12 protein-coding genes are annotated in these 16,801 nt (G+C 36.8%); 11 read left to right on the plus strand and 1 reads right to left on the minus strand.

Annotated elements, in window-relative coordinates:
* Positions 1-21 precede the first annotated feature (21 nt).
* The 8 genes from BC781_RS02630 (at position 22) to BC781_RS02665 (ending at position 8,081) form a co-directional block, all read left to right on the plus strand.
* Positions 22-987: a helix-turn-helix transcriptional regulator gene (locus BC781_RS02630; protein WP_109615694.1), complete on the plus strand. Its 966-nt coding sequence runs from the start codon at positions 22-24 to the stop codon at positions 985-987.
* 387 nt (positions 988-1,374) lie between these two features.
* Entirely contained in the window at positions 1,375-3,705 is a 2,331-nt protein-coding gene (locus tag BC781_RS02635) for a glycoside hydrolase family 3 N-terminal domain-containing protein (RefSeq protein ID WP_109615695.1), read from the plus strand.
* Between the two features lie 236 nt (positions 3,706-3,941).
* Positions 3,942-4,406, plus strand: coding sequence for a 3TM-type holin (locus BC781_RS02640; RefSeq protein ID WP_109615696.1), 465 nt, complete (start codon positions 3,942-3,944; stop codon positions 4,404-4,406).
* Positions 4,407-5,225 carry an N-acetylmuramoyl-L-alanine amidase gene (locus BC781_RS02645; RefSeq protein WP_109615697.1) on the plus strand — a complete coding sequence of 273 codons (819 nt, stop codon included), beginning with the start codon at positions 4,407-4,409 and terminating at the stop codon, positions 5,223-5,225.
* A 154-nt stretch (positions 5,226-5,379) separates the two neighbouring features.
* Positions 5,380-5,985: a porin family protein gene (locus BC781_RS02650; protein WP_109615698.1), complete on the plus strand. Its 606-nt coding sequence runs from the start codon at positions 5,380-5,382 to the stop codon at positions 5,983-5,985.
* A 180-nt stretch (positions 5,986-6,165) separates the two neighbouring features.
* Positions 6,166-6,768 (plus strand): porin family protein, encoded by a 603-nt coding sequence (locus BC781_RS02655; protein WP_109615699.1) that lies wholly within the window; start codon positions 6,166-6,168, stop codon positions 6,766-6,768.
* 171 nt (positions 6,769-6,939) lie between these two features.
* Positions 6,940-7,521: a porin family protein gene (locus BC781_RS02660; RefSeq protein ID WP_109615700.1), complete on the plus strand. Its 582-nt coding sequence runs from the start codon at positions 6,940-6,942 to the stop codon at positions 7,519-7,521.
* A 125-nt stretch (positions 7,522-7,646) separates the two neighbouring features.
* Positions 7,647-8,081, plus strand: a complete 435-nt coding sequence (locus BC781_RS02665; RefSeq protein ID WP_109615701.1) for a hypothetical protein — start codon at positions 7,647-7,649, stop codon at positions 8,079-8,081.
* Positions 8,082-8,248: 167 nt separating this feature from the next.
* Here the strand turns inward: BC781_RS02665 and BC781_RS02670 are convergent, their stop codons facing one another.
* Positions 8,249-11,614 carry a methylmalonyl-CoA mutase family protein gene (locus BC781_RS02670; RefSeq protein ID WP_109615702.1) on the minus strand — a complete coding sequence of 1,122 codons (3,366 nt, stop codon included), beginning with the start codon at positions 11,612-11,614 and terminating at the stop codon, positions 8,249-8,251.
* A 742-nt stretch (positions 11,615-12,356) separates the two neighbouring features.
* Between BC781_RS02670 and BC781_RS02675 the strand changes: the two genes are divergently transcribed.
* The 3 genes from BC781_RS02675 (at position 12,357) to BC781_RS02685 (ending at position 16,763) form a co-directional block, all read left to right on the plus strand.
* Positions 12,357-12,797 (plus strand): DoxX family protein, encoded by a 441-nt coding sequence (locus tag BC781_RS02675; protein WP_109615703.1) that lies wholly within the window; start codon positions 12,357-12,359, stop codon positions 12,795-12,797.
* Between the two features lie 104 nt (positions 12,798-12,901).
* Complete coding sequence (locus BC781_RS02680) at positions 12,902-13,534, plus strand: nitroreductase family protein (protein WP_109615704.1); 633 nt, start codon at positions 12,902-12,904, stop codon at positions 13,532-13,534.
* A 433-nt stretch (positions 13,535-13,967) separates the two neighbouring features.
* On the plus strand, positions 13,968-16,763 hold the full coding sequence (locus tag BC781_RS02685; protein ID WP_158281379.1) for a TonB-dependent receptor: 2,796 nt from the start codon (positions 13,968-13,970) through the stop codon (positions 16,761-16,763).
* The last annotated feature ends 38 nt before the right edge of the window (positions 16,764-16,801 follow it).

Here is a 16,801-nt window from a genome sequence, read left to right on the forward strand (position 1 = left end):
CCCATCTAATTAGAGACTAGAATGAAAAATGAAGAATTAATCGAATTTAGACTTAAAGATTATGATGCCATTGGCTTTTTTAAAAGAACTAGTAAAAAAAGAAAAGGGAATTGGGATGGGGAAGCCCTAAACTTTACGGACCAATTTGGTAGCTACGATATCGTGTCCTTAAAATACCCAAATGGTATAAATATAGGGGTTACAAATCTTTTCATTAAAAGAGGAATACGATTTATCAATGAAAGTTCGGATTATGAAAAATACTTTGCCATTCGTATTGGTTTTCATGGAGGGATATCAAATGTCAAAAATGAAATCACCAACTCTGAGGGTATTTTTATGTACGATGCTACACAAAGTTTTGAAATCATCTATGCTGCAGAACAACAATTTAAATGGTTTGTCATTCGTATCCCTTATTCTTTTGTTGTTGAATGGGGCGACTTGCTCCACCCCGCAATTAAAGAATTGATGAGTAATAACCTCAAATGGAATTATTATTCAAGATTAACTCCCGAAATTGAGAGCTTAGTTAGAGATTGCTTCATGATTTCAAAAGATGTAAAACAGAGAAGGCACCTTTTCTATGCGAGAGCTTTTGAGATCTTAGGACATATATCCAACTTGATAGAAAAAGAAAAAAATAGCTTCATCCCAACCAATATTCACAAAGATGATTTGAGTATGATGCTCCAACTCAAAGAAGAACTCTTATATGATTTCGCTCATTCTCCAGAAATAGAAACGCTGAGCAAAAAATATCACATGAGTATCTCTAAACTTCAGCGTAGTTTCAAAGCAGTTTACGGGATGCCCATTCTAAAATTCTTCAATCTTCACAGACTGGAAGAGGCACACAGACAAATCAAATATTCTTCGAAGACCTTATTAGAAATTAGTGAAAACTTAGGTTTCAATAGCCTTCCTCACTTTAGTGCAGCCTTCAAAAAACATTTTGGCTTTCCTCCAATTGAACTAAGATCATAGAAATCACAACCATCTAAAGCACAAGGCTACACGGGAGAATATTTAGCGTGTAAGAGAACGTTATTACCAATAATGAAACACTAAAAAAATATTATAATTTTTTAAGAACTCATTTTAACACTCTTTCCACTCATCATTTTTTGTACATAAGAAGTATAACTTTTTCTAGAAGAAAAAAACAGAAACACTAATAATCAATGCATTAAACGTGTATAGAAGTGTTTTTTAAGTGCTACAAAAAACTAGACAAGTCTACTTTTCTTCTCAGAATGTAGAAATTACGTACTTGTATATCATTTTGAATTCTGTGATATTGGCTATCATACAAATGGCAGAAAACACATGCTTCTGCACACTTAGCATTCAGATTATAAAGACCATAAACAGATGAAAAAGGTAAGCACTTTTTTCCGATTACATGTACTTTCATGTTTATCGGTGCTTGTCATATGGGGATGTACAGGAACAACAGCCCAGAGCAACAATGAAGACAAGCTGAAGATTCAAGAAATTATTAGTCAAATGACCCTAGAAGAAAAAGCAGGTCAGATGACCCAAGTAACTTTGGAAGTAGTTTCTAAAGGAAAAGACCCTTTCAATATTATCCAACCTTTAGAACTCGATGAAGCAAAACTTAGAAACATTATCGTAGAACATAAAGTAGGTTCTATTTTAAACTGTGGAGGATTTGCACATACACCGCAAAAATGGCAAGACCTTATTTCTTTGATGCAAGAGGTAGCCACAAAAGAAACAAGATTAGGCATTCCGATTCTCTATGGTATTGATGCCATTCATGGGGCAAACTACACCGACGGTGCAACACTTTTCCCTCAACAAATTGGTTTGGCTGCTACTTGGAATAGAGAGTTGGTAGAAGCTGGAGCAAAAGCAACAGCCTATGAAACTAGAGCGTCTTCTATTCCTTGGACATTCAGCCCTGTATTAGGATTAGGAAAAGACCCAAGATGGCCAAGAATCTGGGAAACATTTGGCGAAGACCCATACCTTATTTCTGAAATGGGAGTAGCAATGATAAATGGCTTTGAAGGTGATAACACCGCTGATAAATTTAGAGTAGCTTCTTGCCTTAAACATTATATCGGATATTCCACTCCGCTAAGTGGTAAAGACCGTACCCCAGCTTGGATTCCTGAAAGACAGTTATTAGAATATTATGTTCCTTCTTTTGAGGCTTCAATAAAAGCGGGAGCAAAAACGATCATGATTAACTCGGGTGAAGTAAATGGCGTTCCAGTTCATGGAAGTTATAAACTTCTAACGGAGTTGTTAAGAGATAAATTGGGCTTTGAAGGTGTGGCAGTTACTGATTGGGCAGATATTGATTACCTACATACTCGACACCGCACCGCAGATAGTCAGAAAGAAGCTGTAAGACAAGCGATCATGGCAGGTGTAGATATGGCTATGGTTCCATACAATGTTGAGTTCACAAAACACCTTATTGAACTTGTAAAAGAAGGTGCTATCCCAGAAAGTCGTTTAGATATTTCAGTCGAAAGAATTCTGAAGCTAAAAATGGACTTAGATTTATTTGAACATCCTGTGATGAGTTTTGAAGACTATCCTGATTTTGCCTCTACAAAACATCAACAATTAGCTTTAGATGCAGCACTTGAGTCAATTACTCTTCTTAAAAATAACAAAGACATTCTACCAATAACGAAAGACAAGAAAGTTCTGATCACAGGGCCTAATGCAAATTCGATGCGATCACTGAACGGAGGATGGTCTTACAATTGGCAAGGAAGTGTAACTAACGATGCCATAGAAGCTGAAAACACCATCAAAGAAGCCATTGAAAATACCCTTGGAAAAGCAAATACTATTTTTGTTCCGACCATTACTTACAACGAAAAAGACGTTTATTCGGCAGAAAATAAATCAAGCTTCAAAAAAGCAGTAAATGCAGCCAAAAGCGTAGATTATATCCTTCTTTGTTTAGGGGAAAACAGCTATACCGAAAAACCAGGAGATTTAGAATCTTTAGTTATTTCTGAAAACCAAATTGAATTGGCTAAAGAAATGGCAAAAACAGGAAAACCAATCATCTTGATTCTTAACGAAGGTCGTCCTAGAATTATCAGAGAAATTGAAGAGGTATCTGAAGCTGTTCTTCATGCTTACTTACCAGGAAATAAAGGAGGTGAAGCAATTAGTCAAGTACTATTTGGAGACTATAACCCAAATGGGAAACTACCATACACCTACCCTAGGTTTGAAAATGACATCGTTCCTTATTACCACAAATACACAGAACAACTTCCTCCTTCAGATGGAAGTGTTTATCAAAAGTCACTTTTCTATCCACAATGGGAATTTGGTTTTGGTTTGAGCTATACCACTTTTGAATATACTGACTTGAAAGTTGATAAAACTGAACTGACTTCTTCTGAGACCGTAAAAGTTGAGGTAACAGTGCGTAACACAGGTAAAAGAGATGGTAAAGAGGTCATTCAATTGTACAGCAGTGATCTATATGCTAGTATCACTCCAGAAGTGAAGCGTTTACGAGACTTCAAAAAAATAGAAATCAAAGCAGGAGAAAGCCAAAAAGTGAGTTTTGAACTGCCTATGAATAAGCTTGCATTCACAGGAAGAAAGCTCAACAAACAGCTTGAAGCAGGTGAATTTATACTCAGTATTGGTTCTGAAAAAGTTAGCATAAATCTAAAAGACAGTAAGACAGACATCTAAGTAAATCGAAGTGTAGACAACAGTGTAGACTGTTTGTAAGCATAAGTAGTTTTCATATTGAGGGTAAATTACTTATCGTAACGCCCAATTGAGAGTTAATTCATTGAGTTAACTCTCTTTTTTATACCCATCCCCTAAATAAATCTATTTTAGATTCTAACATTTTTTTCCATATCTTTAATTTGTACATTTCTCATTTTGAGTAGAATCATTCAAATAAGATATTTTTTTTAATCATGAACTTTTTATCCAAAATCTTTAGCTCTGAAGCCAAAGGGATCATAGACAGTGGCGGGAAACTTATTGATAATATTAGTACTTCTGACGAAGAGAAAAGCGCTGCCAAAAATGAATTGAGTGAAATTGTAATGACAGGTCTTAACAATCTTCAGAAGGCTCAGTCTGAAATCATTCAATTAGAAGCAAGAGGAAACTGGCTTCAAAGATCATGGAGACCTATTCTCATGCTTGCTTTTGGCTTTATCGTGATTTATGCCTACTTCATTGAACCTGCATTTATGAATGTGGCCTCAGAAGACCTCATTTCAAAAAGACTTGACCCTAAATTTTGGGACTTACTTCAAATTGGTTTAGGTGGTTATGTGATCGGACGATCTGCCGAGAAAGTGGCAAGTACGCTTACACGAAATGTAGATATGCCATTTATCAAGAAAAAAGATAGGTCTAAAATATTTGGGTAGATGATGAATTTTCAAATCGATGACAACCATAGATTAGAAGGCAAGGTAACGCACTTGGAATGTTCAAAAAACACAAAAAAGTTTCAACAATTACCGAGTAGCATAATTTTGCATTATACCGCAGGACGAGATGCTTTATCTTCTGCCAAATATCTGTGCAAAGAGAATATCAAAGCTTCCGCCCACCTTGTGATTGGCAGAAAAGGAGAAGTCATTCAACTCGTACCTTTCAATACAATTTCGTGGCATGCAGGAAAAAGTAGTTACAAAGGAAGAAATGGCTTCAATAACTTTTCGATTGGTATTGAAATAGACAATGCTGGCCCACTCGAACCCATAGGTCAAAGTTACAGTGCTTGGTTCGGAAAAAAATACCCAGCTACAGCGGTTGTGAAAGCCACACACCGTAATGAAAAAGTTGAACGATACTGGCACAACTACACCGAAAAGCAAATTGATACAGTTGAAAAAATCTGTGAACTTCTGTTAGCTACTTATCCTTCAATCAAAGAGATTTTAGGGCATGAGGAAATTTCTCCAGGTAGAAAGCAAGACCCAGGACCTGCATTTCCATTAGACAATCTCAGAAGTCGTCTTACAGAAGAAAGAGACTCTGAAGAAGCTTTTACAGCTATGAAAGCAGAAGTTAGTGTGCCTCTTCTAAATATCAGAGAGATGCCTAGCATCCAAGCTGAAAAAGTGATGGAACCTCTTCCTGAAGGCACAAGGCTAAAAATTTTAGGAGAAAGAGACGGTTGGCTCAAAGTCAGAACGCAGGTTGAAGGATGGGTCGCAAGTGATTATGTAGATATCGTTTAGCTTGAAGTTAAGTGTCCCCATTCTATATTTAAGATTTAGTCATTTTCAAAGAACCTTTTAGAGGATAAACACATCTGCTAAAAGGTTCTTTTTTTATCATTTAAATTCAAGCAAACTTATTTGAATCAACTTTGTATTGACTAACCCAATTCTCATGAAAAAAATATTCATCATACTCTCTTTGCTATTTTCTGCTCATTTCACATTTGCCCAATCAAGTATTCTGAATATCGGACTTAAAGGAGGAGTTGGAAGTAGCAAATTCACCTTCGATGAATCCGCTCTAGCTTCAGAAGCCGATCGAGAAGCTTCATGGCATGTAGGTCTTATGGCGCGTATAAAAATTCCAGTATTTGGCATTTATGTTCAACCAGAAGTTTACTATTCTCGCACGCAAGGGCAAATTGAAGTCCTTCAAGGCTTAGGGGGAAATGAGTCTTTTAGTCAAGACCGAATTGATATACCTGTACTTTTAGGTTGGAGATTAGGCCTTGATGTCATTGCCATACGTTTCAATGCTGGAGTGGTGGGTATCATTATGCTAGATAATGGATTAGATGATCTATCAAATACACTACTCGAAACAGAAACCAATGATTTTATTTGGGGCTACCAAGCAGGTGTGGGTGTAGATTTTTGGAAATTATCCTTCGATGCCCGCTATGAAGGTAACTTCAATAAGTTTATAGAAGAATCTGCAGGAGTCAATATCGATGGAAGGATTAATCAATGGGTTTTTAGCTTGGGTTATTGGTTCTAACATTGAGATATCGACCTTTTAACGGTATAGAATATCTAAAAAAACAGATCATCTTTTTTGAAATTTTCTAAGTCAGAAATTGTCTGATCACAAAAAAGGATTGTCATAATAGAAATTTCATAAGAATATTGAATCAACTACGTTCTTAAAGTAGTTAATCATTCCTTAAACGTTATCAAAATGAAAAAGCTATTATCAATTCTTTTTGTTTTTGCATTAATTCAAACTGCGAATGCACAATCTGATATTTTTAACCTAGGTATCAAAGGTGGCTTTGGTAAAAGTGAAATTGCTTTTGACAAATCAACGCTTATTCAAGATTCAGACAAAGCACAATCTTGGCACTTTGGTGTAACTAGCCGTATTAAAATTCCAGTAGTAGGACTTTACATTCAGCCTGAAGTTTATTATTCAAGAACAGGTGGTGAAATTCAAATCCATAATGATGGACTTCCTCAAGTAAGCGGAATCACTCAAGATCGTTTGGATATTCCAGTTCTTTTGGGTTGGAGATTAGGTATTGATGCTGTGGCTTTCAGACTTAACGCTGGTCCTATGGGTATTTTGATGCTTGACAACGGACTTTCAGACCTTCAAGATATAGGAGATGTAACGACTAATGACTTCATTTGGGGTTACCAAGCAGGTGTTGGTGTAGATGTTTGGAAATTCTCTCTAGATGCTAGATACGAAGGAAATATCAATGATTTTGTAGAGTATAACGATAGTAATGCTAGTGGTAAAATCAGCCAATGGACATTAGGACTTGGTTACTGGTTCTAATCCAACTATAATTGAAGTAAAAGAGACTGTTTCAGGTTTATGAGGCAGTCTCTTTTTTTATGCTTTCCATTCAAACAGTTAAGACTTATTACAATATATATTTTCAATCAAATACTAACTTGCACGCTTTGATTTCACTAACAAATTATAAACTAAACCGACTACAGTTAAATGAAAAAATTACTAAGTTTTTTCTTCTTCATCCTAATTGCACAAGCCGCACACGCACAATCAGGAATCATTAATGTTGGACTAAAAGGAGGCATGGGATTTAGCCAAAGCAAATCTTATGACTTCGAAAATGCACAATCTTGGCATGCAGGTATTGCCGCAAGAGTCAAAATTCCATTGGTAGGCTTTTATGTTCAGCCAGAACTTTACTACAGCAGAAATGGTGGCGAATTCTCTTTTGAAGAAGCTGCTACAACAAAAGATTTCACACAAGAACGAATTGATTTACCAGTTCTTTTAGGGTTCCGAATCGGGTTAAAATCTTTAGCTGTCAGATTAAATGCAGGACCAATGATGTCCTTTGTACTTGAAGATGGATTCAGTTCTCTTCCAGAAGTAAATGACATTAATAGCAACAACCTCGTTTGGGGTTACCAAGCAGGTGGTGGCGTAGATATTGGCAAATTCTCGATTGATGCACGCTATGAAGGAAACATCAATAAATATGTAAAATCTATAAATGGTGCCGATGTAAATGGCCGAATGAATCAAGTTGTTTTGGGACTAGGATATTGGTTCTAAATCACTTAAAATTGACCTCTTCAAATGCGATTTTCATTTTAAATGGGAATCGCATTTTTTGTTTTTTTGTTTTTAAACTATATCAAATTCTAAGTAATTTAAAGAATCACTTTTTAATGATAAGAATGAAAGTTTTCAAAAACATCATGGCAGTCCTTGTCGGGCTTGTCATTGGAAGTGCAGTCAATATAGGACTTATCGTAATTGGTCCTTCAATCATTCCTCCTCCAGAAGGCTTTGATGCTATTGATGTGGAAAGTCTTGCAGAAGGAATACACCTTTTCAAGCCAAAACACTTTTTATTCCCGTTCTTGGCACAAGCACTCGGTACTTTTACAGGGGCTTTATTAGCTTATTTACTAGCTGCTACTTATAAAAGGACATTTGCTTTCGCTATCGGATTTCTTTTCTTATTGGGAGGCATTGCGAGTATTATCAGCCTTGAATCACCCATGTGGTTCACATTAACAGACCTCATTTTTGCATATGTTCCAATGGCTTGGCTCGGAACCTTGGTCGGGAAACATCTTTTAAATAAAAAACATGCTAGAAATTATTGAATTCATATTTGAAGTCTTAGCAGCTACATCCACTTCAAGTTTAAAGCCTGCCATTAAAATCATTATATTTTTTACATTTATTCTACTTATTATAAATGATTATAGAAATCAAAAAAGTCCTCCCAATATGCAGATTGAGAGGACTCAAATTATTTAATAAAATTCGATTACATATTTCTACGGTATTGCCCGCCTACTTCAAATAGTGCATTTGTAATTTGACCTAGTGAACATACTTTTACAGCATCCATCAGTGCCTCAAAAGTATTTCCGTTTTGAACAGCGATTTCTTGCAGCTTTTTCAGTGCCAACTTCCCTGCTTCTTCATTTGATTTTTGAAGACCTTGAAGAGAACTAATCTGTGCTTCTTTTTCTTCAGTGGTCGAACGAATCACTTCCTCTGGAATAACCGTTGGCGAACCTTCTTTTGAAAGGAATGTATTCACCCCAATAATCGGGAATTGACCATTGTGTTTCAAATGCTCATAATACATTGATTCTTCTTGAATCTTCGAACGCTGATACATGGTTTCCATCGCTCCTAAAACACCTCCACGTTCCGTAATTCTATCAAACTCCGTAAGCACAGCTTCTTCCACTAAGTCTGTCAATTCTTCAATGATAAATGAACCTTGAAGCGGATTTTCATTCTTAGCTAGTCCCAATTCTTTATTGATAATCAACTGAATAGCCATCGCTCTACGCACAGACTCTTCTGTAGGAGTTGTAATTGCTTCATCGTAAGCGTTGGTATGCAAAGAGTTACAGTTGTCGTAAATAGCATACAGTGCTTGTAGCGTTGTTCGAATATCGTTGAAAGCAATTTCTTGCGCATGAAGTGATCTACCCGAAGTCTGAATGTGGTATTTCAGTTTCTGCGAACGCGAGTTTGCACCATATTTCAATTTCATGGCTTTTGCCCAAATTCTACGAGCTACACGTCCGATTACGGCATATTCTGGGTCAATACCATTTGAGAAGAAGAAAGAGAAATTCGGAGCAAAATCATCGATATTCATTCCTCTACTCAAGTAGTATTCTACAAAAGTGAAACCATTTGAAAGCGTCAATGCCAATTGAGTAATTGGGTTAGCACCAGCCTCTGCGATGTGGTATCCAGAAATAGAAACCGAGTAGAAATTCTTGACTTTCGAATCAATGAAATACTGCTGTAAATCTCCCATTAAACGAAGTGAGAATTCAGTAGAGAAAATACAGGTATTTTGCGCTTGATCTTCTTTGAGGATATCTGCTTGAACGGTACCTCTTACTTTCGTAAGTGTTTCAGCCTTTATTTTTTCATAGACCTCTTTTGGTAAAACTTGATCTCCTGTTACCCCCAAAAGCATCAAACCAAGACCATCATTTCCTTTTGGCAATTCACCAATATATTTTGGTCTCTCAACACCTTTTTCTTTATAGATTGCTTCTATTTTTTGCTCAACTTCAGCTTCCAATCCATTGGCTTTGATATACAATTCACATTGCTGATCAATTGCCGTATTCATAAAGAAAGCGGTCATGGCTGCCGCAGGCCCGTTTATGGTCATGGAAACCGATGTATTTGGAGCAGAAAGATCAAAGCCCGAATACAACTTCTTGGCATCATCTAGAGAGCAAACGTTTACTCCAGAGTTTCCGATTTTACCATAAATATCTGGTCTGTGGTCTGGGTCTTCACCATAAAGTGTCACCGAATCAAATGCTGTTGAAAGGCGATTTGCTGGTTGACCAAACGATAGATAATGGAAACGCTTGTTTGTTCTTTCTGGGTTTCCTTCTCCAGCAAACATACGAGTAGGATCTTCACCTTCACGTTTGAATGGGAATACGCCTGCCGTATATGGAAAATGTCCTGGTACATTTTCTTGTGCGCACCATTTCAGAATATCACCCCAAGCCGTATATTTTGGCAATACCACTTTTGGTATTTTAGAATGAGAAAGCGATTCCGAGTAGGTTTTCATTCTGATTTCTTTATCTCTTACTTTAAAGATAAATTCATCAGCAGCGTATTGAGATTTCAACTCAGTCCATCCTTCCAAAACTTTCAGATGCTCGATGTTGAGTTGTTGTTTTAGGCTTACAGCTTTTGCTTCCAAGTGTTTCAACAAATCTTGATCTTCATCTTTCAAAAGATCAATAGTTTGTAACACACTCTGATAAGCATTGGCTATTTCTGCCTGTTTATTTATTTCTTGGTCATAACGACGGTTAGACTCTGAAATTTCGGATAAATAACGTGTTCTATTTGGAGGAATGATGTAGTGCTTTTCAGACTGTTCTTGCACTAGAGAAAACGAACTATCCCATCCTAAACCGAACTTTTCATTCAGTTTATCGACAATTGCTCTGAAAAGTTGATTTGTGCCTGGATCATTGAACTGACTTGCAATAGTACCATAAATTGGCATTTCATCTTCCGCAGTTTCCCAAAGCTGATGATTGCGTTGGTATTGCTTTTTCACCGCTTTAAGTGCATCCAAAGCCCCTCTTTTGTCGAGCTTATTGACCGCTACCAAATCTGCAAAATCAAGCATATCGATTTTCTCAAGCTGAGTCTGTGCCCCAAATTCTGGCGTCATTACATAAAGCGATACATCAGAATGATCTACAATCTCTGTTCCCGATTGTCCGATACCCGAAGTCTCCAAAATCACAAGATCAAACTGAGCAATTTTTAAGATATCTAAGGTCTCTTGTACATTCTGAGCAATTGAAACATTGGTCTGACGAGTAGCCAAAGAACGCATATATACACGATCACTATTTATGGCATTCATTCGGATTCTATCTCCGAGCAATGCTCCACCTGTTTTTCTTTTAGATGGATCAACAGATACAATCGCAATCTTTTTATCTTCAAAATCCATCAGAAAACGACGGATCAATTCATCTACCAAACTCGATTTACCAGCACCTCCTGTACCTGTAATTCCGAGTACAGGCACTTTTACATCTTCTACCAACTTCAGAATATCTGTCAGTTGTGATTTATTATTTTCAGATGCAGAAATGACACGTCCAAGACTTGCTTGTTCTTTGGTTTTGAATTTCTCTAATTCTCCATTCAGATTGATGCCTGTCGGATAATCACAACGCTCTAGAATGTCATTGATCATTCCTTGCAATCCCATTTCACGACCATCATCTGGGGAGTAAATTCTTGTGACACCATATTCGTGTAATTCATCAATTTCTGTTGGAAGAATCGTACCTCCTCCTCCTCCGAAGATTTTGATATGCCCACAGTTGTTTTCTTGAAGTAGGTCATACATGAATTTGAAATACTCCACATGTCCTCCTTGGTAAGAAGTAATCGCGATCGCTTGTACATCTTCTTGAATTGCACAATTCACAATTTCTTCCACTGATCGGTTGTGTCCTAAGTGGATAACTTCAGCTCCCGAACTTTGCATGATACGGCGCATGATATTAATAGCTGCATCGTGCCCATCAAAAAGTGAACCTGCGGTTACAATCCTAATTTTATGCTTAGGCTGATACACTGTTGTTTGTTGACTGACTTGCATGTTTTCGTTGTGTTAATGTTAGTACGTGGTTTAAAAAATTATATGTGTTTATAGTTTATACTCTTTTCCGACGATTTCGGTTTATAAATATACAATACACAGTATTGTAAATAATCGTTAAGCACTCAATATTATAACAATTTTTCTAGATGAAATTAAAAATCATGTTGTTTTCTTCTTTTCCTTATTGATTTAGAACTAAATACGAGGGCAAAAGAAAACGACTGTGACTATCCTTAGAGTTAACGAAGTGATCTAAGGATTTCTCTATGAAAGAAAGAGGCGTACGCAGTTCTTTAGACTCGAAAAATCTGCAAAATGTCGAGTCTGAAGACTCTAACTCCCATTTCTTAATTCGAAGATGCTGCACTCGCTCACTTCGTTAACTCCCCGAATAGGATACCCGAAAAAAATACTGTTCTTAGAGTTGCTCTAAGAACTTAAAATGATTGTAAGAGTCTCTGACTCTATGTTTTGGCATATTTTCCGAGTCAGAGACTCTTGCTTTCATTATTAAATCCTTAGATACTGCGTTCGCACACTTCGTTAATTCTAAGGATAGTTATAAACAAACTTGTTTTCTTATGTCCTAGAACTTAAAGGTCTAGAAACTCCAAAAATTTAAAAATCCTCTCGAATCCTATTTTGTAATCTTTTTTTCCGCTTCTTTTTGATTTATAAATAATACAATTACATTTGTATCGCAAGCGATTTAATCGCGATAATTAAAATGAAATAAATAATGAAAAGATATATTGAAACTTCAACTACACAAAAAGTATTCAGATGGCTTCTAGCTGCTGCAATGCTTTATGCAGGGATCAGTCATTTGAGTATAAATAGGGCACACTTCCAAGCACAAGTACCGAATTGGCTTCCTATGGATAAAGACTTGGTGGTTATCCTTTCGGGGCTAGTAGAAATCGGATTGGCTTTGGCTTTAGGCTTTTGGAAGAAGCAACGCGTGTATGCTGGATGGGCTTTAGGGATTTTCTTCATCCTTATTTTCCCTGGGAATGTCTCTCAATATATCAATGGTATCGATGCTTTCGGGGTATTAAACTCTGACACTGCTCGACTTACTCGACTATTCTTTCAGCCTGTATTAGTAGCTTGGGCTTTGTGGTCTGCGGGTTCTTGGACTGCTTGGAAAACACGAAATGAGCTAGTTGTACCCCAATAAAGAAATAATTCAAAATTATTTACAACTAAATCTAAACAACGTTATTTATTTACACGTTATCTATATCGTTGTTCAAAAATTGATAAACATTAAAAAACTATATAATGGAATTACTAAACAAACTTAACTGGAGATACGCTACGAAAGCGATGAACGGTCAGACTGTAGAGCAAGAAAAACTTGATAACATTCTTGAGGCTATTTCTTTATCTCCAACTTCAAGTGGACTTCAGCCATTCGAAGTATTAGTAATTACGAACCAAGAAATTAAAGAAAAAATTAAGCCTGTTTCTTGGAATCAGTCAGTAGTAACAGACTGCTCTCACCTATTGGTATTTGCAGCATGGGATACTTACACAGAAGATCGTATCAATAGAATGTTTGATTTGGTAAACGATGTTCGTGGATTCAAAAACGAAGGTTGGGAAAACTACCGTCAGATGCTTTTAGGGACTTACCCACAAAGAGATGCTGAAGAAAACTTCAACCATGCCGCTAAACAAGCCTACATTGCATTCTCACAAGCAATTGCAGCAGCAGCTTTTGAAGGTGTAGACTGTACTCCATTGGAAGGTTTCGATCCTGAAGCTGTAGATGAAATCTTAGGTTTGAGAGAAAAAGGTCTTAGAAGCTGTGTAATGCTTCCTATCGGATACAGAGATGCTGATAACGACTGGTTGGTAAATCTTAAGAAGGTAAGAAAACCAAAAGATGAATTAGTGACTGTAATTGACTAATTCAGGACACCCTATTATTTAAAATTTTAAAACCACTTGTTCTCATAGTAGGGCAAGTGTTTTTTTTATGCTAAAAACACCTCTCCTTAACCCAAAAAAGAAGATTAACCGCATATTTTCTGACTAAAAAGAAAAAATAGAATACACTATTATCTTAATTTAAAGATATACTTGACTTCCATTTGACAAAAAACTGAAAAAATAGTCGTTTACAATTAAAGGATTGAATATCAATTTTTAGGAGAAATTAATAAATGAAGTTTAATTTTTATTTTTTTTATCTAACATATAAAAACATTAAGCTTTAGTTCATTTAAAGGCAACTTATAAGCCACCAAAAGGAAATAACAGCCCCGTATGTTTGCAATGTGTTATAACAATAAACACAATTAGCGAATAACTTTATTACATACTGATTTTTAAAGAAATGTCTTTGTGCTGGAAAAATGTGCTCGCCTTGGTTTTCACACTTTCTATCTTAGGTACTACTCTTAACGCACAAGAGAGAGCTAAGCTAATAGGAAGAGTTACAGACCAAGAGACGGGGGAAGAAATTATCGGAGCAAGTATTTTGGTGAAAGGTACTGGAACAGGTACTGCTACCGATATATTCGGAAACTATGCTTTGAATCTTGTAAATGGAACGCATGTATTACAACTCACTTATATTGGTTATGAAAGCCAAGAAATAGAAGTTGTACTTCAAAATGCGGAAACAAAAGAATTGAACATTACGCTAAAACCAGATGCCCAACAATTGGATATGGTGGAAGTAGTGGCTAAGAAAGATCAACGAAGTGAGGCTTCAATGATCAATACCGTAAAAGAAAGTGATATGGTAGTCAGTGGTGTTTCTGCCGAATTGATTGCTAAACAAGGCGGTGGAAGTGCTGCAGACGTCATGAAACGTATTCCGGGAATTACCTTAATCGAGAATCGTTTCGTTATGGTAAGAGGGCTAAACCAACGATATAACTCTGTTTTGGTAAACGGCGTAGGCGTACCAAGTACAGAGCCAGATGCAAAGGTTTTCTCTTTTGATATTCTTCCTTCTAGCATGATTGACCAGCTTTTGGTCTACAAATCAGGCTCGGCAGAATTACCTGGAGAAATGGCGGGAGCAGTGATAGACGTAACAACTAGAAATGATCTGACGGAGGATTTCAACAGTATCTCTTTATCGTTAGGTGCAAGAGTAGGAACGACTGGGCAACGCTTCTTATTTGACCAAGGTTCGGGTATGGATTACACTGGTTTTGGGACAAATAATAGGGCTTGGGGCAATCAATTCCCTCAAAAATTAAGCTCAAATGCCAATGAAGCGGCACAACAAGCACAAAGCCTAAATAACAATTGGGCATGGAGCGAAGGCACTGCCCTTCCCACAGGAAGTATCTCTTACTCTATGGGAAGACTATTTGATGTAGGAGGACTAGAAATGAGCAATATTACTTCTGTAGGCTACAGTAATGATTACAAAACTTCGGAGGTTTCAAACTATAAATATTCACCAGGCGGTACTGCTTCCATCTATAATTCGGAGGGAAATAAGTTTGAGAATTCTACAAAGACTTATGTCTTATCAAACTTCTCTGCCAGATGGAATTCGAATAACAAAATTGAGTTCAAGAATCTTTTCAATCAGATTGGAGAAAGAGAAATGTTTGAGCGTGAAGGCGAAGATTTAGCGAATAACTTCCTTCAGAAGGATTACTCGATGAGGTATCAGTCACGAAGCTTTTACATGGGGCAACTGAGTGGTGAACACGAACTTTCTGATGATAAGAAATTGACTTGGACAACAGGACTTTCAACCATGAGAATGAATGAGCCTGATTGGAAAAGAATCCGATACCAAGGTGGTTATGTTTCAGCAGAAGATAATCCTAACCGATACAATGATTTGCCATTGGCATTCTTTAATCAAGCCAACTTAGATTACAACTCAAGATATAGCTCAGAGTTAAATGAGAATATCTACAATGCTAGAGTAGACTATGAGCAAACATTTGAAAACCCATATCATTCGGATAAGAAGATTAAGCTAAATGCAGGTCTTTATGGAGAAGCATCGAAAAGAGATTTCTCAGTAAGATGGACTTCAATTACTCCATTCCCGAATAACGCACCAGAAACACCAGTTTACGGAGCAGATATGAATACAATCTTTGCCCCTGAAAACTTTGGACCTGGCGGATGGACAATGCGAGAAGGAACAAACCCTTCAGATGCTTATTCAGCAGAGTCTACACTTTTGAGTGGATACTTAGGAGCATCGCTTCCTATCGGGAAATTCACGTTCAATGGTGGTGCAAGAGTTGAATCCTTTAATCAGAATATAATGTCAGAAGGTCTGATGGAAAATGTAGATAACAACAATCTAAATATTTTACCATTTGCCAATGTCTCTTATGACATTAATGACAAAATGTTATTGAGAGCAGCCTACAGCAAGACGATCAACAGACCGTCTTTCAGAGAGCTTGCCCCATTCAACTTCTACGACTTTGAAATGAGAGCTAACATTGTAGGTAATAGCAACTTGAAACAGTCAGAAATTCAAAATATAGATTTGCGTTGGGAGCTTTATCCTTCGGAAAATGAATCGATCTCTATCGGGACGTTCTACAAGAGTTTTAAGAACCCAATCGAGATGTTTATTCAGCCAAATCAGAATACCATCTTCACCTATGAAAATGCAGAAGCTGCAACATCTGCGGGTATAGAAGTTGAGGTTAAGAAATCTTTCAAAGATATCTCACATTTTGATCTGATTCATCATTCATCACTTTCCTTGAATGCTTCTCTGATTCACTCAACAATGACTCTAGGTGAAAATTCGATGGAAGTAAATAGCGAAAGACCGCTTCAAGGACAATCTCCTTATGTAGTGAACTTAGGTTATTACTATGACAACCCACAAACAGGATGGGCTTTTAACCTACTCTACAATACCTACGGACAGCGCATCTATTCGGTAGGAGACGGTCAAAATTCATACCCTTGGTACGAAATGCCAAGACAGTTGATTGACTTGAACATCTCGAAAGAGTTTAACAACAACTGGGAAGTTTCATTGAATGTAGAAAACCTACTGAATGCCAAATACCAACTTTATGTAGATGGTAATGCAGACGGAAAAATTGATACAAGCAATGAAAATGACAATATGGTCATGGAGTCTTATAGTGGACAAGCTTTCACACTCGGACTTTCTTACAAATTCTAATACACAGAATTCATTTTACAATTCACATAAACAAACAA

The sequence above is a fragment of the Sediminitomix flava genome, assembly GCF_003149185.1.
Lineage (GTDB): Bacteria > Bacteroidota > Bacteroidia > Cytophagales > Flammeovirgaceae > Sediminitomix > Sediminitomix flava.